Raw genomic sequence first — 17236 nt, forward strand, 5'->3', positions numbered from 1 at the left:
AAGCTGTGGCGGCTACAGTCCGAGCCACCGGTCGAGCGCGAGCTTGCCGCGCGGGAACACCATCAGCCAGGCGGCCAGGACGAGGAACCCGGTATCCCGGAAGATCTCCCGCAGATAGTGGGTCTGGCCCTTGGCGACCTGGCCTCCACCACCGAAGCAGCCGCAGTCGATGGTCAGTCCGCGCGCCCATACCGAGATGATCCCGGCGATGAAGACGATGAACAGCACGCCGACGCAGATCGCCATCGTCCGCGTCGCGAACCCGATGAGGATCAGCGCGGCGAGCGCCATCTCCAGCACCGGAAGACCGAGCGCGACGGGCCCGACCATGCTCTGCGGCAGGATCCGGTAGGAGGACACCGCCACCTTCTGCAGCCCCGAGGCCTCACTGAACTTGGCGTATCCCGCAATACCGAGAATAGCCGCGAGGAGGACACGCACCACAAGGGTGATCCATTCCCGCACTTGCGGGAATCTCGCTGCGCCTCCGGCGGCCGCTGCTTCTCCAGCCACAGTCGTTTCCTATCGGTCTCGCGATCCGGCCGCGCGCCAGCATAGGCGGTGAGCCATAAGTGTGCCGTCAAGCACGCGGGCACATCCTGTCACTTTGCCGCGCGCCGTGAGTGATCAAGGGGGTATCAGGCGGATCTTTGGCCCACCGCGGACAGCCGAAACCGTACGCGGTGGGCCGAGGACGCCCCGCGGCACCGGGGCGTCGCACGCCGAGAACCGGGCTTACCGCCCGTTACGGACGGTGCCGGACGCCGGCGGCGAGTTCCTCTCCGAGCGCGCGTACGGCGCCCAGTCCCTCCTGCGGCGACGGCGCGTCGAGCAGCCGGCGGATGAAGGCGGAGCCGACGATGACACCGTCGGCGAAGGCGGCGACCTCGGCGGCCTGCGCGCCGTTGCTCACGCCCAGGCCCAGGCCGACCGGAAGCCGCATGCCCGCCGGCGTGGCCTTGCGGGTGCGCTCGACCAGCCGCGCCGCGCCCGTGTCGACGGCGGACCGGGCGCCGGTCACCCCCATGAGGGACGCGGCGTAGACGAAACCGCGGCAGGCCTCGGTGATCTCGGCGAGGCGTTCGTCAGTGGAGCTGAGCGCGACGAGGAACACCCGGTCGAGATCGTGCGCGTCGGCGGCGGCCAGCCAGTCGCCGCCCTCCTCCGGCGTGAGGTCTGGGGTGATCAGCCCGGCGCCGCCGGCCGAGGCCAGGTCGCGGGCGAACGCGTCGACGCCGTAGTGGTCGACCGGGTTCCAGTAGGTCATCACGAGTGTCGGCACGCCGGTGGCGGCGACCGCCTCGACGGTGCGGAACACGTCGGCGACCCGGGCGCCTCCGACGAGTGCCTGGTGGACGGCGTCCTGGATCGTGGGGCCGTCCATCACCGGGTCGGAGTAGGGCAGGCCGATCTCGATGACGTCACAGCCCGCCTCGACCATGGCCTTGGCCGCCGCGATCGACCCCTCATAGGTGGGAAAGCCGGCCGGCAGATAGCCGACGAGGGCCGCGCGGCCCTCCGCGTCGGCCTTGTCGAACGCCGTCGCGACCGTACGTCCGCCGCTCATGGGACCTCCTTCGTCGGAGGGGGTGACCACCGGCGCGTGCCCGTTGATTCGCTCGCTTCGCTCGCTCATCGCGCGCCCCCGTCCCGGCCGACGAGCCCGAACCACTCGGCGGCCGTGTGCATGTCCTTGTCACCGCGTCCGGACAGGCAGACCACCACGATCGGCTCCTCGTCGGCGCCGGCCGCGAGCTCCGGGCCGATCCGCAGCGTGCCGGCGAGCGCGTGCGCGGACTCGATCGCCGGGATGATGCCCTCCGTACGGCACAGCAGCGCGAACGCGTCCATGGCCTCGGCGTCGGTGACCGCCTGATAGATCGCCCGGCCGCTGTCGCGCAGCCATGAGTGCTCCGGGCCGACGCCCGGATAGTCGAGCCCGGCCGAGACCGAGTGCGTCTCGAGGGTCTGCCCGTCGTCGTCCTGCAGCAGGTAGGTGCGCATGCCGTGGATCACGCCGATCGACCCGCCGGCGAGCGTGGCGGCGTGCCGTCCGGTGTCCAGGCCGTCGCCGCCCGCCTCGAAGCCGTAGAGGCGCACGCTCTCGTCGGGCACGAACGCGTGGAAGGCGCCGATGGCGTTGGAGCCGCCGCCGACGCAGGCCGTGACGGCGTCGGGCAGCCGGCCGGTCAGCTCCAGGACCTGCCGGCGCGCCTCCTCGCCGATGACGCGGTGGAAGTCGCGGACCATCATCGGGAACGGGTGCGGGCCCATCGTCGAGCCGATGCAGTAGTGGGTGTGGTCCACGCTGGCGACCCAGTCGCGGAACGCCTCGTTGACGGCGTCCTTGAGCGTACGGCTGCCGGTCGTCACCGGGATGACCTCGGCGCCGAGCATGCGCATGCGGGCGACGTTGAGCGACTGGCGCACCGTGTCGACCTCGCCCATGTAGACCGTGCAGTCCAGGCCGAGCAGCGCCGCGGCCGTCGCGGTGGCGACGCCGTGCTGGCCGGCGCCGGTCTCGGCGATGATGCGGGTCTTGCCCATCCGCTTGGTGAGGAGGGCCTGCCCCAGCACATTGTTGATCTTGTGAGAGCCGGTGTGGTTGAGGTCCTCGCGCTTGAGCAGCACGCGGACGCCGGCCTTCTCGCCGAAGCGCCTGGCCTCGGTGAGGAGGCTGGGCCGACCCGCGTACGTGGCGAGCAGATGGTCGAGCTCACCGCGGAAGCCCGGATCGGCCATCGCCTTGGCGTGGGCGGTGGTCAGCTCGTCGAGGGCGGCCATGAGCGCCTCGGGGGCGAACCGCCCGCCGAAGCGGCCGAAGTGGCCCGAGACATCGGGCAGCGAAATGCCCGTGGCATGCGTGGTCATGAGTTGTCGTCCTGTCGCGTGTGAAGAAGAAAAAGGGGCCTATCCGGTCGGTAGTGACGCGGATCGACGCCATCGCTCGCGCAGGCTCATGGCCATACCCTACTTGCCCTGGCGCAATGCCGGGTGGGTTCCGGCGGCGACGAGGTCGGCGACGGCCGATCGGGGATCCTTCCCCGTGACGAGGCTCTCGCCGACGAGAACGGCGTCGGCGCCCGCGGACGCGTAGGCCAGCAGGTCGTGCGGCCCGCGTACGCCGGACTCGGCGATCTTGACGATGTTGGAGGGGATCTTCGGCGCGATACGGGCGAAGGCGGTGCGGTCGACCTCCAGCGTCGCGAGGTTGCGCGCGTTGACGCCGATGACCCGCGCCCCGGCGTCGACCGCCCGGGACAACTCCTCTTCGGTGTGCACCTCGACGAGCGGCGTGAGGCCGATCGACTCGGCCCGCTCGATCAGCGAGATCAGGGCCTGCTGCTCCAGCGCCGCGACGATGAGCAGCGCGAGGTCGGCCCCGTACGCCCGGGCCTCCCACAGCTGGTAGGAGGTGACGATGAAGTCCTTGCGCAGCACCGGCACGTCGACGCGGTTGCGCACCTGCGCGAGGTCGTCGATGTCGCCGCCGAACCTGCGGCGTTCGGTCAGCACGCTGATGACGGAGGCGCCGCCGGACTCGTAGTCGGCGGCGAGCGCGGCCGGATCGGCGATCGCGGCGAGCGCGCCCTTGGAGGGGCTGCTGCGCTTCACCTCGGCGATCACGGCGACGCCCTGGCCGCGGAGCGCGGCGTGGCCGTCCTTGGGCGACGGCGCGTGGACGGCCATCTCCTTCAGCGCGTCGAGCGAGACCGCCTGCTGGCGCTCCGCGAGGTCGGCTCGCACCCCGTCGAGGATGTCATCGAGAACGGTCACCTGGCCTCCTCGCCCGCACGAGCGACCCACTGGGCATGGCGGCTTCGCTCGCGGGACCGACGAAGGACGCCCCGTGAGCGGGCCCCGAAGGCCCTTCGGTCCGCTCCGCTCAACGTGATCGGTCCCCTTCATTCGTGACGTCGTGTCTCCCGATCGTAGCCCGGCCGAACCGCCGTCCCCGCCCCGGGTACTCGGTCAGGGAGCGAGAGCATGCCCGGCGGGCAGGTTACGGACGATCCAGAAAACGATGCCGACCACGGAAAAGATGATGATCAACCAGGGCCGGAGGATGCCGGCGCGCAGCGGCCGCCCGCGCCGGAGGGCGACCGCCCACCGGACCCACAGATAGGCGAGGAGCGGCAGCGTCACGAACGCCAGCGCGTTGCGCCCGAACGCCTCGGCCACGTGCCCGTGCGTGAGGGCGTGGATCATGCGCAGCGAGCCGCAGCCGGGGCAGTAATAGCCGGTGATGGCGTAGAACGGGCAGGTCGGGTAGTGGCCGGGCTGGTTGGGGTCGACGACCGCGAGGTACCCGGCGGCCCCCGCGACGACGGCCAGCACCGCGTACGGCGCCCAGCGGCTCTGACTCCCTCTCCACGTACGCACGGTGGTCACACCCCAAGGTTAGGCCGCGAGACGGGCGCGCGAACGGCGATCCGCGTCCGCCGAGTGCGAGCGCTCCAGCCCGACCGGCCCACCGACGGCAAAGCGGCCGACCGAAAAAGCCCGAACGCAAGCGAAGGGAAATCCGCCGAACCGGAACCGCCCCGACCCCGGCCCGCCGGGTGACCCCCCGCCCGCCTCCGGCGGCGACTCGCAGCGCGTGCGGCCGCCCTCTGCCGGCCGGACCCGCCGGCCGGTGGCGACGGCGACGACCAGGCCGGGCGGGCGCCCCAGCGCGCCGGGTGGCGCTGGCCGGGCCGGTGGCGCGAACCCCGGCGAAGTCCTCGGGCGTGGGTGCGGATGGCGCAGGGGTAGGCCACGGCGCGGAGTGCGGTGCCGGTGCCGGTGCCGGTGCAGGCGCGGAGTGCGGTGCCGGTGCAGGCGCTGATCGCGCGGCCGAACGCATCACCATCGGTGGCGGTAGGCACCGGCCACCCGGCTGATGGCGCGGACATAGGCCACGGCGCGGGGTCCGGTGCCGATGCAGGCGCTGATCGCGCGGCCGAACGCATCACCATCGATGGCCGTCGACACCGGCCACCCGATGGACTCATCGGAGGCCGTCTACTGCTCCGAACGCCAGCCCCCATCCGGCCCGGGTTCCACCGCGACGCTTCGGCTGCCAAGATTCCCGAGCGCCACCGCGACCACGCCGCAGGTGCGCGATCCGCCGGTCCGCGCACCCGATGGCGCTGAAGCCGAGCGCCGCAGACTTCGCTACTCGGTCGGCCTCGACGTCTTCGTCACCGCCCTCGCGCATCCCTGTAGCCGCCTCGGTGAGACGCTGCGGAGCCGGCACACGTGCCAGGAGTCGCAGATCTGCGAGGCCGCCCATCGGTCCCGCAGGAGATGCTGCACCGCGATCAGGGAACTGTGATCGACCAGAGGCCGTGCTTGCTCTCCTCCCGAGACGATCGCCTTGCCGAAGCCCGCCCAGGAGTCGACTCCACTCTCATTGTCCAGACCCGTGCTCGATCAGCGGAAGACGGTCGGACGGCTGTGGAGAACCCGGCGGTGAAGGCCTCCGGAGCCGCGGAGCACGCGGGGTGCAGCGGGGCACGGGCTGCGCGCCGGCTCCTGACCGGCTCCCGTGGCCCCTCCCCGAGCCTCGCCGGCTCGATCACGGGTCGGCGGCGTAGCCGATGCCGCGGACCGTGCGCAGTGGGCTGAGGGCGCCCAGTTTGGCGCGGAGCTGGGCGATGTGCACGTCGACGGTGCGGGTGCCGGCCGACTCCGCCGAGCCCCACACCGCCGCGAGGAGCTGTTCGCGGGTGAACACGCGGCCCGGTCGTTCCATCAGGAAGGCCAGCAGGTCGAACTCCGTCGCCGTCAGCGACTTGGCCGCGCCGGCGGCCGTCACGGTGCGCGTCGCGGTGTCGAGCGTGACCTGGCCCGCGCGCAGGAGTCCCTCGCGCGCGGGGTCGGGTGCCTGGCCGCGCAGCGCGCGGGCGACCATCGCGACGAGGACGCGCGGGCTGAACGGGCGTGGCACGGCGTACGGGCTCGTGCCCGTCTCGCCGTCCGGGACGACGCAGACGACCGGCGTGTCGCCCAGCTCGCGGATGAGGGTCTCCCCCGCACCCGTGGACAGATCGAGCACGACGGCGTCCGGCCGCAGCCGGCGGGCCTGCGCGGCGGCGCACGCCGGGTCGGTCACCACGTGCACGTCGAAGCCTTCGCGTGACAGGTACAGCCGCGCCAGGTCGGCGACGCCGGGATCGTGCTCGACGACGAGCACGATCCCCTCACGCCCGTCTCGGTCGGTCTCCGCCGGGGTGTGCATCTCGGCCCTCCGTCCGGGTGCCGCCAGGCGACGAGGCGTCGGTGGGGTCATCGCCCCGGTCGAGTGCCTTCCACAACGACGCGGGGTCGTCGCCGGCGGGTGGCGCGGCGCCGGGGCGATCGTACCGGGCCGACATTCCCGGCCAGCGGCGTCCGCGCACGATCGTGAGCAGCCCGGCGGCGGCCAGCAGGACGCCGCCGGCCAGCGACAGGATCCACCAGGCGTTGACGTGGACGGCGACCTCGCCGCCCAGCCGGGCCAGGTTGCTCTTCTCGCCGGCGGTCGCGACGACGTGGGCGTGGCGTACGGCGGCCGGGGAGGCGATCGCCACGATCACCCCGAACGCCGCGAGCAGCGCGCCGACGGCGACGCGCACCCAGCCGCGTGTCGCCAGGAGCGCGGCGATCCCGGCGAGGCCGGCCCAGCCCAGGGCGGCGATCACTCCGCTGAGGGACCGCCCGGAGAGTCGCTGGTTCAGCGCCTCCAGGCCGCCCGCGTGCTCGGCGACGGTCGCCCAGGTACGGCCGGCGAACCCGACGATGACGGCCGCGCCCGCCGCGCCCAGCAACGTGGCGACGGCGAGTTCGCGGCGGCCGGTCACTGCGGACGCTCGCCCACGACCGGCTCGAGGACGTCGGCGTCCCAGCACGTGCGGTCGCCGGTGTGGCAGGCGGCGCCGACCTGGTCGACCTTGACCAGGATGGCGTCGGCGTCGCAGTCGAGCGCGACCTCCTTGACCCACTGCTGGTGGCCGGAGGACTCGCCCTTCACCCAGTACTCCTGGCGGCTGCGCGACCAGTACGTGGCGCGGCCGGTGGTCAGCGTGCGGTGCAGGGCCTCGTCGTCCATCCAGGCGAGCATGAGCACCTCGCCGGTGTCGTACTGCTGGGCGATGGCGGGGACGAGACCGTCGGAGTTCCGCTTGAGACGGTCAGCGATCTTAGGGTCCAGGGACATGACAACCATTGTGCCGGTTCACCGCCGGACAACGTCGCTGGGGTGCGCGAACGCGAGATCGCCGGGTGCCGCCCCGAACGCCGGCCCGCTCGGGCACCGCCCGGACACCCGATAATTCCTTAACCGAAATTTAAGAAAGAGGACGGCGGAAAATGAAGAGGCCCGTACCGAGAACGGCACGGACCCCAACGGGTGGATGTCGGCGAACTACAGCGGGCGGACCTGGTCCGCCTGCGGGCCGCGGTCGCCTTGGACGACCTCGAACTCCACACGCTGATTGTCCTCGAGCGAACGGAAGCCGGAGGTGGCGATCGCCGAGTAGTGCACGAAGACATCCGGTCCGCCGCCGTCAATGGCGATGAAGCCGAAGCCCTTGTCGGCGTTGAACCACTTCACGGTGCCCTGCGCCATGCCTTACTCCTTGTGGGACAAACAGACCCACACTTCATGGGCCACTTATCGGTTGCTGCGAAGCGTGGTGTCCCTGAGAAGCAGAAACACGCCCGCTAGTCATCGGTCCGCGGGCGTCTGGCAAACGAACGCTGGAACTACGACTACAACCGCTGGGGAGCCTACCAACATCGGGGCCCTCTCACACATGGCCGGGCGAAAATCGGCTTTTCGCCGTCTCTCCCCGCCCGCGAAACCGGCCGCTCACCAGTCGCGATTTATATATCCGCAAATAGTTCTTTCATGGTCAGGAGCGGAGCTGGGCGGCCCACGAGGCGTACAGCTCGGCGTACCGGCCCGGCCGCTCGACGAGTTCCGCGTGCGGGCCCCGCTGCACGATGCGCCCCCGGTCGAACACGATGACCTCGTCGGCGGCCTCGGCCGTGGAGAGCCGGTGGGCGATGGAGATCGCGGTACGGCCCCGGGTGATGCCCTCCAGCGCCCGCTGGAGCCGCACCTCCGTGGCCGGGTCGACGGCGGAGGTCGCCTCGTCGAGCACCAGCAGGTCGGGGTCGGCGAGGTAGGCGCGGGCCAGGGCGACGAGCTGCCGTTCGCCGGCCGACAGCGACTCCCCGCGCTGGCCGACGGCGCTGCCGAGCCCGTCCGGCAGGCTCTCCACCCAGTCGGCCAGGCCGAGCTCGGTGAGCGCGAGCATGACGTCCTCGTCGGTGGCGCCGGGCCGCCCGTACCGGATGTTGTCGGCGAGCGTGGCGTCGAACAGGTACCCGTCCTGCGGCACCATCACGATCCGCTCGCGCAGCGAGGAGAACCGCACCTCCGGCAGTGGCACCCCGTCGATGCGCACCCGCCCCGACGTCGGGTCCATCAGGCGGGTCAGCAGCTTGGCGAACGTCGTCTTGCCCGAACCCGTCTCACCCACGATCGCGACTCTCGCCCGCGGCGCGATGCGCGCGGACACCTCGTGCAGCACGGTGGGCCCGCCCGGATAGGCGAAGGAGACGTCGTCGAAGACCACCTCGATCGCGCCGCGCGGCAGCTCCACGCCGTCCTCGCCGGGGTCGGCCACGTCCGGCTCGGTGTCGAGGACGTCGAGGACGCGCCGCCAGCCGGCGATGGCGTTCTGCGCGTCGGTGAGCACCTCGGTGGCCACCTGCATGGGGCTGACGAAGAGAGTGACGAGGAACAGGAACGCGACGAGACGGCCGGCGGTCAGGTGGCCGCCGACGCCCATCGCGGTGCCCGCCACGACCACGCCGGCCGTCGCGAGGGCGGCGACCAGTTCGGTCGAGGGGAACGTCGCGGCGACGAGGGTCTGGGCCCGGGTCTGGGCGTCGCGGTAGGAGTCGACGGACGCGTCGATGCGGCGTGCGGTGCGGTCCTCCGCCCCGTACGCGCGGATCACCGAGGCGCCGACGACCGACTCGCCGACGGCCGACAGCATCTCGCCGACCCGCTCGCGCACGACGCCGTACGCCCGCGACAGCCAGCGCTGGAAGTACCGCAGCGTGAACGCCAGGGGCAGGAACACCACCCACACGAGCAGCGCCAGCGGCCAGGAGTAGATCAGCATGAGGACGCTGGCCACCACGAGCTGCCCGCCCGCGATGATGATCATCAGTCCGCCGTACTGCATGAAGTTGCTGATCTGGTCGACGTCGGTGGTCACCCGCGAGACCAGGCCGCCGCGCCGCTCCGCGCTCTGGGTCAGCGTCGACAGGTCGTGGACGTGCCGGAACGCGCGGACGCGCAGGGCCGCCAGGCCGCTCTCGCTGGTCCGGTACAGACGGACGTTCATCCGGTACGCCGCGAGCGCGGTGACGAGCACGGCGGCGCCGCAGACCAGCACGGCGGTGCGGATGAAGCCGATGTCCGGGCCGCCGGGCGAGCTCAACCCGCGGTCGAGGGTCTGCTGGACCGCCACCGGCACGACGATGCGCCCCACGGTGGCGACGAACGCGAGCGCCAGCGTGACGCCGATCCCGCGGTGGAACTCCGGGGTCAGGCTCAGGCCGGTACGCAGCGTGGCCAGGCCGGACGCCTTGCCCGTCCCGATGCCGGTGCCGCCCCGGCGGTTCGCCGGCGCCTCCTCGTCCGGTCCGGCGTCCGCCGTCCTGGTGTCCGTGACGCTCACGCCGGCACCCCTTCGCTCTCGTCGTCCTCGTCGCGTTCGTAGGCGGTGACGAGGTTTCGGTAGCCCACGGAGCGTTCGAGCAGCTCCGCGTGCGGGCCCTGGCCGGCGACCCGGCCGCGTTCGAGGTAGATGACATCGTCGGCGAGCTCGATCGTCGCCTTGCGGTACGCCACGACGACCACGGTCGCCTCCGAGTCGCGCAGGCCGCTGAGGATGCGGGCCTCGACCTGCGGGTCCACGCTGGAGGTCGCGTCGTCGAGGATGAGCAGGCGGGGCCGGCGTACGAGGGCGCGGGCGAGGGCGAGCCGCTGCCGCTGCCCGCCGGACAGGGTCGCGCCGCGCTCCCCCACCCGCGTGTCGAGGCCGTCCTCCAGCGCGGAGACGAAACCGTCGGCCTGGGCGAGCCGGAGCGCCTCCCACACGTCGGCGTCCGGGACGTCGAGTCCGAGCGTGACGTTGCCGCGCACCGTGTCGTCGAACAGGTAGGTCTGCTGCGGGACCACCGCGGTCGTGTGCGCGAGGCCGCCGCGTTCGACGTCGCGCACGTCGACGCCGTCGAGGAGCACGTCGCCGCTCGCCGGGTCGACGAGCCGTACGAGCAGGTTCGTGAGGGTGGACTTGCCCGAGCCGGTGGGGCCGACCAGGGCGATGGTGTGGCCCGGCTCGGCGGTGAAGGCCACGTCGTGCAGAACGTCGCCGTCGGTGTAGCCGAACCGGATGGCGCGCACCTCCAGGCGGGCCGGGCCGTCGCCGGTCAGCGTCCGGTCGCCGTACGGGAGCTCGCCGGTGGCGTCGAGGACGCCGCGGACGCGGTCCCAGCCGACCACGCTGCGCGGCACCTCGGCGAGCACCCAGCCGAGCGCGCGGATCGGGAAGGCCAGCAGCGTGAACAGGTACGCCACGTGCACGAGGTCGCCCGCGGTCAGGTCGCCGGCGCGCAGGCGGATCGAGCCGACGAGCAGGACGGCGAGCACGCCGAGGTTCGGCAGCGCCTCCAGGATCGGGTCGAACAGGCCTCGCACGCGGCCGACCGCGATGTTGGCGTCGCGCAGTTCGTCGGCGACCGCGGCGAACCGCTCGGTCTCGTCGGCCTCGCGGCCCAGGGTCTTGACGACGAGGGCACCGTCGAAGCTCTCGTGCGCGACCTCGCTGACCTCCGCGCGCAGCTGCTGTGCCCGTGCCGCGATCGGCGCGAGACGCCGCTGGTAGACGACGTTGAGCCCGGCGATCGCGGGGAAGACGAGGAAGCCGACGACGGCGACCATGACGTCGGTCGCGAGGATCTCGATCGCGGCGATGAGGAGCATCAGGACGACGCCGGTGGCCATCGGCAGGGGCGCGATCGGCGCCCACGCGGCCTCCACGTCGGCGTTGGCGTTGGACAGCAGCTGCCCGGTGGGGTGGCGGTGGTGCCAGGCGAGCGGCAGGCGGAGGTACTGGCGGGTGACGGCCCGGCGGTAGGTCGCCTGCATGTTGTACTGCATCATCCCGGCGAACAGGCGCCGGCCGGCGACGCCGAGGGCCTTCAGCGCGGCCACGCCGACGATGGACAGGGCGCCGAGCGTCAGCACTCCGGCGGTCGTGTGGCCGTGCTCGAAGGCCGGCAGGACGACCTTCTCGGTGACCCGGCCGAGGACCCACGCGCTCGCGACGGTCATGGCGGCGTACAGGCCGCTGAAGACGACGGCGAGGACGAAGAGGAGCGGTTCGGCCCGGACGGCGACTCCCAGCACCCGCATCCCTTTGCGCAGGATGTCGGATGTCACCTTCTGCGGCATCAAATCCCCTCTCGCGGCCGGTAACAGGGCCGATAATCCCTATCACGCGAAACCGCCGGGTTATTCCGCTGCCGGGCGACGAGGCTTACGATCACGAGGGTGGCGAACCAGAACTGGGCACGTGCCGAGCGCGATGCGCTGTGCGACCTGCTGGCCGAGACCGGCCCGGACGCCCCGACGCTCTGCGAGGGCTGGACCACCGGTGACCTGGCGGCCCACCTGGTGTTGCGCGAACGCCGTCCGGACGCGGCGCCGGGCATCATGGTGCCGCTGCTGGCCGGGCGCACCGAACGGGTGCAGCGGCGGATCCTCGCCGAGACGCCCTTCCCCCGGCTGGTCGGCCTGCTCCGCCAGGGACCGCCGGCCTGGTCGCCGATGGGGCTGCCCGGGATCAACGGCGTGGCCAACACGGTGGAGTTCTTCGTCCACCACGAGGACGTACGCCGGGCGCGGTCCGAGTGGGAGCCCCGTCAGCTGTCCGCCGCCTTCGAGGACCTGCTGTGGCGGCGGCTGTCGGCGGGCCGGTTCCTCCTGCGGCGCGTGCCGGTCCAGGTCACCCTGGCCGAGCCGGAGGGACGCACCCAGCGGCTGACCAAGAACGGCAAGCAGGCCCGCGTCCACGGCCTGCCGAGCGAGCTGACGCTCTGGACGGCGGGCCGCGGGCGGGCGGCGCGGGTCGAGGTGACCGGCGAGGCCGAGGCCGTCAACGTGCTGTCCCAGTCGCGCTGGCGCATGTGACCGGCCCCACGTCGCGAACCGGTCACGGCGCGGTCAGGCGGCGACGGCCTCGCGGTCGGGTTCCGGCGCGGCCGACGGCTGCGGGGAGCGCACCAGCAGCAGGACGATGATCCCGGCGGCCAGGCCCAGCCCGGCCGCGACCGCGTAGACCGTGTTCAGGCCGGAGGCGGCGGCGGAACGCACGATCGGCAGGTGCGGCGCCCGTCCGCCGCCGACCGCGCCGGCCATGCCGTGCGGGTCGGGCACGTGGCCGGTGAGGACGTGCTCGACGCGCGCTCGCATGAGGACGCCCAGCACCGCGACGCCGAGGGCGTACCCGAGCTGGCGCGAGGTGTTCAGCGCGCCGCCGGCCATGCCGCCGCGCTCGTGCGGGGCCGCCGCCATCGCCGCCGACGACAGCGACGGGATCGCCAGGCCCACGCCGACGCCGCCGACCACCAGGCCCGGCGTGATCGCGGTCCACGTGGATCCGGCGGACAGCACGCCCTGCAGGCCCGCCCCGGCTCCGATCAGCAGCAGGCCGATCCCGATGGTCAGCCGCGGCGGGACGCGGTGCAGGACCCGCGCGCCGGCGGCGGAGACGACGAACGACGTCGCCGCCATGGGCACGAGCGCCAGCCCGGCCTTCACCGGGCCGAGGCCCAGGACGGTCTGGAGCCAGACCGAGGTGAAGGCCAGGCAGGCGAACGCCGAGGCCATCAGCAGCGCGCCGCCGAGCATGATCGCGCTGAATGAGGGGCTGCGGAACAGCGCCAGGTCCAGCAGCGGGCGGCGGGTCCGCAGTTCGACGGCGACGAAGACGACCAGAGCCAGGGCGGCCAGGCCGAACATCGCCAGCGGGAGCGTGGCGGCGAACCCGTCGCCGCCCGCGCGGATCAGTCCGTATGTCAGCGCGCCCGCGCAGACCGTGAACGAGCACAGGCCGCCCACGTCCGGCCGCGCGCCGGGCGTGCGTCCCGTCTCGCGGACGCGGGCGAGCGTGAGCGCGACGGTCACGGCGGTGACCGGCAGGTTGACCAGGAAGATCGCCCGCCAGCTCACGTGTTCGGTGAGCAGGCCGCCGAGGACCGGGCCGCCGGCCGCGGCGACGCCGTTGACCGCACCCCACACGCCGAAGGCCACGCCGCGGTCCCGGCCGTGGTAGGTGCTGTTGAGCAGGGCCAGTGTGGTCGTGAACATCGCCGCCCCGCCGATCCCCTGCACGGCGCGGGCGGTGATCAGGGTCGCGGCGTTCGGGGCCAGGCCGCACGCCAGCGAGGCGGCGGCGAAGATCACCAGCCCGGCCACGTACACGCGCCGCCGGCCCAGCAGGTCGGCCAGCGCGCCGGCGCCGAGCAGCAGTGCGGCCAGCGAGAGCGCGTAGATGTCCAGCACCCACTGCAGGCCCGAGAACGAGGCCCGCAGGCTCCGCGCCATCGGCGGCAGCGCGACCGTGACGATCGTGACGTCCACGAGCAACATGAACGCCCCCAGGCAGATCGCCACGAGGGGCAACCACTTGCGCATCGGTGTTTCCCTTCCTCCGTCGGGGCCTCCCACGATCCCGGCCGACGGCGAACCGACATAGCCGGACGGCGATGAACGGCGGTTCTCGACTCCGGATACGCTCTGGCGGTGGAATCCGTCATTCTGGACGACCTCGACCGGCGCCTGGTGCACGCGCTGAACATCGACCCGCGCGCGCCCTTCGGCCGCATCGCCGACGTGCTCGGCGTCTCGGACCAGACCATCGCGCGCCGCTACCGGAGGCTGCGCGCCTCCGGGCTGGTGCGGGTGGTCGGCTCGGTGGACACCGCGCGGCTCGGCTACACCACGTGGGTGATCCGGCTGCGGTGCACGCCCGACGCCGCCGGCCCGGTGTCCGCGGCGCTGGCCCGGCGCACGGACACGTTCTGGGTGCACCTGCTGTCCGGCGGCACGGAGATCGCCTGCGGCACCACGGTGCGCACGGCGGAGGAACGCGGCGCGCTGCTGCTCCAGCGTCTGCCGCGCACCGGCCGGGTGTCGTCGGTCACCGCGCACTCCCAGCTCCACCTCTACGTGGGCGGCCGGATCACCTGGCCGGGCGCCGTCGCGGCCCTGTCGGCGGAGGAGGCGGACCGGCTGCGGCCCGAGCCCCCGCCGCCTCCGGGCGAGGGCCCGGTCGTGCTCGACGACGGCGACCGGGCGCTGCTCGACGCGCTCGCCCTGGACGGGCGCACCGGCCACGCGGAGCTGGCGGCGGCCACCGGCTGGTCGGAGTCGACCGTCCGGCGGCGCATGGACCGGCTCGTCGCCGGAGGCGTGCTGTTCTACGACGTCGACGTCCCGCCGGAGGCGCTCGGCTACCACGCCGAGGCCCGGCTGTGGATGTCGGTACGGCCGGCGCACCTGGCGTCGGTGGGCCGGGCGCTCGCCGGCCACGTCGAGGTCACCTTCGCGGCCGCGACCACCGGCCCGACGAACCTCATGGCGGGCGTGGTCTGCCGCGACGACCAGGCCCTCTACCGCTATCTGACCGAGCGGATCGGCGCGCTGGAGGGCGTCGAGCGGCTGGAGACGGCACCCGTGATCCGCACCGTCAAGCGAGGCGGGCCGGTCCTGAAGCCGTAATTTGCTTGCCCGTTTTGTAGTCCGGTGCGCATCCTGCGAACGTGACAGACATCGTCCTTCATCCAGCGGAATCGCTGCACGGCCGCCTGCAGCGCGGTCGGGGCTGCGCGGCACGCCGCGCAGCCGGCACACCCGGTACGGGCGAACTCGTCTACGACTGCGTCGTCCACGACCCCCGGTGGGACACGCTCGAAGACCGCGGCCTGTACTACGCGCGGCTGATATGTGACCTCGAACTCGGCCTCGGCCCCCTCGTCGCCCACCTGTTCGATCCGGTGGACCACGACGACCCCGACGAGGACCGCACCAACCTCGCCGTCGACGTCCTGGCCCGGCTGGTCCGGCTCGGCCGGCTGGAGGCGGCCGCTCCCCTGCGCCGATATGCCCGCGAGGGCGGCAACTGGTACGCCGCCCTCGCCGAACTCGTCGAGCTGGACGACCCGACGCTGGCCGAGGGGCTGGACGAGGTCGCCGCGGCCCGATGTGACGACCACGAACTGGCCTGGTTGTGCGGCGTGGACGGCGCGGTGACGCGAAAATGGGCCGCACGCCACCCGCGCATCGCCGCCGCCCGCAGGCCCGAGCTACGTTCGCACGAGCCACGGGCCGCGCTCTCCGGGCGTACCGACGACGACCTGGCCGCCCTCGCCCGCGGGCACGGCGAGGAGGTCACGGCGGCCATCCTCGAACTCGGCCGCCGCCGCAGCCCCCTCGTCCTGGACCTGGCCGAGGAACTCCTGCCGGGCGGCGCCCACGACGGCCCGCTGTGCCGGGCCGTACGCGACCTGGGCGCCCGCGCGCTCCCCCGGGCGCGCGAGTGGACCGCCGAGCGGCGCCCCTACCAAGACGTCGGCATCGACGTGCTCGCCGCGCACGGCACGGAGCTGGACGCGCCGCCGCTGCTGGAGGCGCTGGAGACATGTCTCGCCGAAGAGGACTGGGACCTGGCGGGCGTGCCCGCCGACGGGCTCGGCCGGCTGCGATCACGCCGCGCGATCCCGCCGCTGCTCCACGCCTGGGAGCACAGCGCGAGCTCCGGACTGCGCGTCCACGTCCTCGGCGCGCTCACCGCGATCGACCCGCACGTGGCCGAGCCGTACCTGCTGGAGGCCCTGTGGGACTGCGAGGACGGCGCGCGCCGGATCGCCGCCGGGGCCGTGCCTCTCGAGGGCGAGGCACGGGACCGGCTGCGGCGCCTGCGGCACGAGGACGCCGAAGAGCCGTGCGTACGCTCCGCGGCCTCCGGCCGGCTGGTCAGCGGCCGACGCTGAGTTCGGAGAGGCGCATGGCGAGGGTGCGGCGCACCGCGGCATTGTGGCCCGCGACCGTCAGCACGGTGTTGCGGATGGCGCGGGCGGCGGCGTTGTTGACGGTGGCGGCGCGGGTCATCCGGTCGGTCATCGCGACCACGCCCTCCGCGACCGGGCGTCGCGCCGCCTCGTAGCCGTCCTCGGCGCCCTCGAGGAGACGCCGGGCGAGCTCGGCGGCGTCCTGGATGCCGGTGTTCATGCCCTGGCCGCCGGCCGGGCTGTGCACGTGCGCCGCGTCGCCGGCGAGGAGGATCCGCCCGGCGCGGTAGCGGTCGGCGATCCGGTGGTGGACGTGGAACCGCGAGCTCCACAGCACCTCCCGTACGCGCGCCGGGTCCGTGCGCGGGCCGCGGGCGTCGAGGAGCGCCTGCACGTCGGCCGGGCCGGGCCGCTCGGGCGCGTCGTCGGCGGTCGCGACGATGCGGTGCCGGCCGCCCGGCAGCGGCGCGACGACGACGAGCCCCTCGGCGCCGAAGAAGAGCTGGACCTCGTCGCCCGGGAGGGCCCAGTCCAGGCGCGTGTCGGCGAGCACGAACGTCTGTTCGTAGCCGCCCCCGGGGAAACCGATGCCGGCCTGCTCGCGGACCACGCTGTGCATGCCGTCGGCGCCGACGACGTGGCGGGCCCGGATCCGCTCGCCGGTCGCGGTCGTGACGGTCGCGCCGGTGTCGTCCTGGGCGACCGCGACCACCTCGTGCGGCCGGTGCACCCGGCCGCCGAGCGCGCAGAGCCGGGCCAGCAGCACCTGCTCGGTGACGTCCTGCGGGACCATCAGCGTGTACGGGTGCGCGGTCGGCAGCCCCTCGAAGGGCACGGTCAGCAGCACGCGGTCCCGGTCGCGGACGGTGAAGACCGGTGTGATCAGCCCGCGGGCCACCAGCTCCCCGGTGACGTCCAGCCCTTCGAGGACCTCCAGCGTGCGGGCGTGCACGACGGCGGCGCGCGAGGTGTTCGCGCCCTCGGCGGCCCGGTCGAGCAGCACCACGTCGCCGCCCTCCTGGGCGAGGAACGCCGCGAGCGTGAGCCCGGTGGGGCCGGCGCCGACGACCACGACGTCGGCGGTGGCGGGAAGCTTCGGCATCTTGGACCTCCTGAG

General features: G+C 73.2%; 18 protein-coding genes. 4 read left to right on the plus strand and 14 right to left on the minus strand.

All coding sequences use genetic code 11. The features are described 5' to 3' along the window. Positions 1-12: 12 nt before the first annotated feature. From QSK37_RS00570 to QSK37_RS00595, 6 genes are all read right to left on the minus strand, one after another. Entirely contained in the window at positions 13-465 is a 453-nt protein-coding gene (locus QSK37_RS00570; RefSeq protein WP_285616774.1) for a MauE/DoxX family redox-associated membrane protein, read from the minus strand. 280 nt (positions 466-745) lie between these two features. Beyond that, entirely contained in the window at positions 746-1567 is an 822-nt protein-coding gene (gene trpA / locus QSK37_RS00575; RefSeq protein WP_285616776.1) for a tryptophan synthase subunit alpha, read from the minus strand. A 65-nt stretch (positions 1568-1632) separates the two neighbouring features. Then, positions 1633-2871 (minus strand): tryptophan synthase subunit beta, encoded by a 1239-nt coding sequence (gene trpB / locus QSK37_RS00580; protein ID WP_285616778.1) that lies wholly within the window; start codon positions 2869-2871, stop codon positions 1633-1635. A 99-nt stretch (positions 2872-2970) separates the two neighbouring features. Beyond that, entirely contained in the window at positions 2971-3777 is an 807-nt protein-coding gene (gene trpC, locus QSK37_RS00585) for an indole-3-glycerol phosphate synthase TrpC (protein ID WP_285566415.1), read from the minus strand. A 195-nt stretch (positions 3778-3972) separates the two neighbouring features. Then, positions 3973-4392: a DUF2752 domain-containing protein gene (locus QSK37_RS00590; RefSeq protein WP_285566416.1), complete on the minus strand. Its 420-nt coding sequence runs from the start codon at positions 4390-4392 to the stop codon at positions 3973-3975. Positions 4393-4845: 453 nt separating this feature from the next. Next, positions 4846-4974 carry a hypothetical protein gene (locus tag QSK37_RS00595; RefSeq protein ID WP_285616780.1) on the minus strand — a complete coding sequence of 43 codons (129 nt, stop codon included), beginning with the start codon at positions 4972-4974 and terminating at the stop codon, positions 4846-4848. A gap of 10 nt (positions 4975-4984) precedes the next feature. Between QSK37_RS00595 and QSK37_RS00600 the strand changes: the two genes are divergently transcribed. Next, complete coding sequence (locus tag QSK37_RS00600) at positions 4985-5317, plus strand: hypothetical protein (RefSeq protein ID WP_285616782.1); 333 nt, start codon at positions 4985-4987, stop codon at positions 5315-5317. A 243-nt stretch (positions 5318-5560) separates the two neighbouring features. Here QSK37_RS00600 and QSK37_RS00605 read toward each other — a convergent pair whose 3' ends face one another. The 6 genes from QSK37_RS00605 to QSK37_RS00630 form a co-directional block, all read right to left on the minus strand. Beyond that, on the minus strand, positions 5561-6223 hold the full coding sequence (locus QSK37_RS00605; RefSeq protein WP_285616784.1) for a winged helix-turn-helix domain-containing protein: 663 nt from the start codon (positions 6221-6223) through the stop codon (positions 5561-5563). Beyond that, the gene (locus QSK37_RS00610; RefSeq protein WP_285616785.1) at positions 6186-6824 is read right to left on the minus strand and encodes a Trp biosynthesis-associated membrane protein; all 639 of its coding nucleotides are present in this window, start codon (positions 6822-6824) and stop codon (positions 6186-6188) included. Before QSK37_RS00610 ends, QSK37_RS00605 begins: the two co-directional genes overlap by 38 nt. Continuing rightward, a complete protein-coding gene (gene hisI, locus QSK37_RS00615; RefSeq protein ID WP_285566421.1) occupies positions 6821-7189 on the minus strand; it encodes a phosphoribosyl-AMP cyclohydrolase in 369 nt (122 codons plus the stop codon). Before hisI ends, QSK37_RS00610 begins: the two co-directional genes overlap by 4 nt. Before the next feature lie 198 nt (positions 7190-7387). Further along, positions 7388-7591, minus strand: coding sequence for a cold-shock protein (locus QSK37_RS00620; RefSeq protein WP_285566422.1), 204 nt, complete (start codon positions 7589-7591; stop codon positions 7388-7390). Between the two features lie 286 nt (positions 7592-7877). Next, a complete protein-coding gene (locus tag QSK37_RS00625) occupies positions 7878-9722 on the minus strand; it encodes an ABC transporter ATP-binding protein (RefSeq protein ID WP_432705511.1) in 1845 nt (614 codons plus the stop codon). Beyond that, a complete protein-coding gene (locus QSK37_RS00630; RefSeq protein ID WP_285566423.1) occupies positions 9719-11500 on the minus strand; it encodes an ABC transporter ATP-binding protein in 1782 nt (593 codons plus the stop codon). Before QSK37_RS00630 ends, QSK37_RS00625 begins: the two co-directional genes overlap by 4 nt. A 99-nt stretch (positions 11501-11599) precedes the next feature. Between QSK37_RS00630 and QSK37_RS00635 the strand changes: the two genes are divergently transcribed. Further along, complete coding sequence (locus QSK37_RS00635) at positions 11600-12238, plus strand: TIGR03085 family metal-binding protein (protein WP_285616786.1); 639 nt, start codon at positions 11600-11602, stop codon at positions 12236-12238. A gap of 33 nt (positions 12239-12271) precedes the next feature. Here QSK37_RS00635 and QSK37_RS00640 read toward each other — a convergent pair whose 3' ends face one another. Further along, positions 12272-13744, minus strand: a complete 1473-nt coding sequence (locus QSK37_RS00640) for an MFS transporter (protein WP_285616787.1) — start codon at positions 13742-13744, stop codon at positions 12272-12274. 108 nt (positions 13745-13852) lie between these two features. Between QSK37_RS00640 and QSK37_RS00645 the strand changes: the two genes are divergently transcribed. Beyond that, on the plus strand, positions 13853-14830 hold the full coding sequence (locus tag QSK37_RS00645; protein WP_285616789.1) for an Lrp/AsnC family transcriptional regulator: 978 nt from the start codon (positions 13853-13855) through the stop codon (positions 14828-14830). Between the two features lie 41 nt (positions 14831-14871). Continuing rightward, a complete protein-coding gene (locus QSK37_RS00650; RefSeq protein ID WP_285616791.1) occupies positions 14872-16101 on the plus strand; it encodes a HEAT repeat domain-containing protein in 1230 nt (409 codons plus the stop codon). Here the strand turns inward: QSK37_RS00650 and QSK37_RS00655 are convergent. Further along, complete coding sequence (locus tag QSK37_RS00655) at positions 16085-17221, minus strand: FAD-dependent oxidoreductase (protein ID WP_285616793.1); 1137 nt, start codon at positions 17219-17221, stop codon at positions 16085-16087. The genes QSK37_RS00650 and QSK37_RS00655 overlap by 17 nt on opposite strands. Positions 17222-17236 lie beyond the last annotated feature (15 nt).

Origin of the sequence: Actinoallomurus iriomotensis, from assembly GCF_030269445.1 — a bacterium.
GTDB classification, from domain to species: domain Bacteria; phylum Actinomycetota; class Actinomycetes; order Streptosporangiales; family Streptosporangiaceae; genus Actinoallomurus; species Actinoallomurus iriomotensis.

Excerpts from the sequence above, each read along its gene's own strand:
- QSK37_RS00640 (WP_285616787.1), bottom strand. The coding sequence starts at position 13,744 with ATGCGCAAGTGGTTGCCCCTCGTGGCGATCTGCCTGGGGGCGTTCATG.
- trpB (WP_285616778.1), bottom strand. The coding sequence starts at position 2,871 with ATGACCACGCATGCCACGGGCATTTCGCTGCCCGATGTCTCGGGCCAC.
- QSK37_RS00600 (WP_285616782.1), top strand. The coding sequence starts at position 4,985 with ATGGACTCATCGGAGGCCGTCTACTGCTCCGAACGCCAGCCCCCATCC.
- trpA (WP_285616776.1), bottom strand. The coding sequence starts at position 1,567 with ATGAGCGGCGGACGTACGGTCGCGACGGCGTTCGACAAGGCCGACGCG.
- QSK37_RS00655 (WP_285616793.1), bottom strand. The coding sequence starts at position 17,221 with ATGCCGAAGCTTCCCGCCACCGCCGACGTCGTGGTCGTCGGCGCCGGC.
- QSK37_RS00605 (WP_285616784.1), bottom strand. The coding sequence starts at position 6,223 with ATGCACACCCCGGCGGAGACCGACCGAGACGGGCGTGAGGGGATCGTG.
- hisI (WP_285566421.1), bottom strand. The coding sequence starts at position 7,189 with ATGGTTGTCATGTCCCTGGACCCTAAGATCGCTGACCGTCTCAAGCGG.
- QSK37_RS00630 (WP_285566423.1), bottom strand. The coding sequence starts at position 11,500 with ATGCCGCAGAAGGTGACATCCGACATCCTGCGCAAAGGGATGCGGGTG.
- QSK37_RS00620 (WP_285566422.1), bottom strand. The coding sequence starts at position 7,591 with ATGGCGCAGGGCACCGTGAAGTGGTTCAACGCCGACAAGGGCTTCGGC.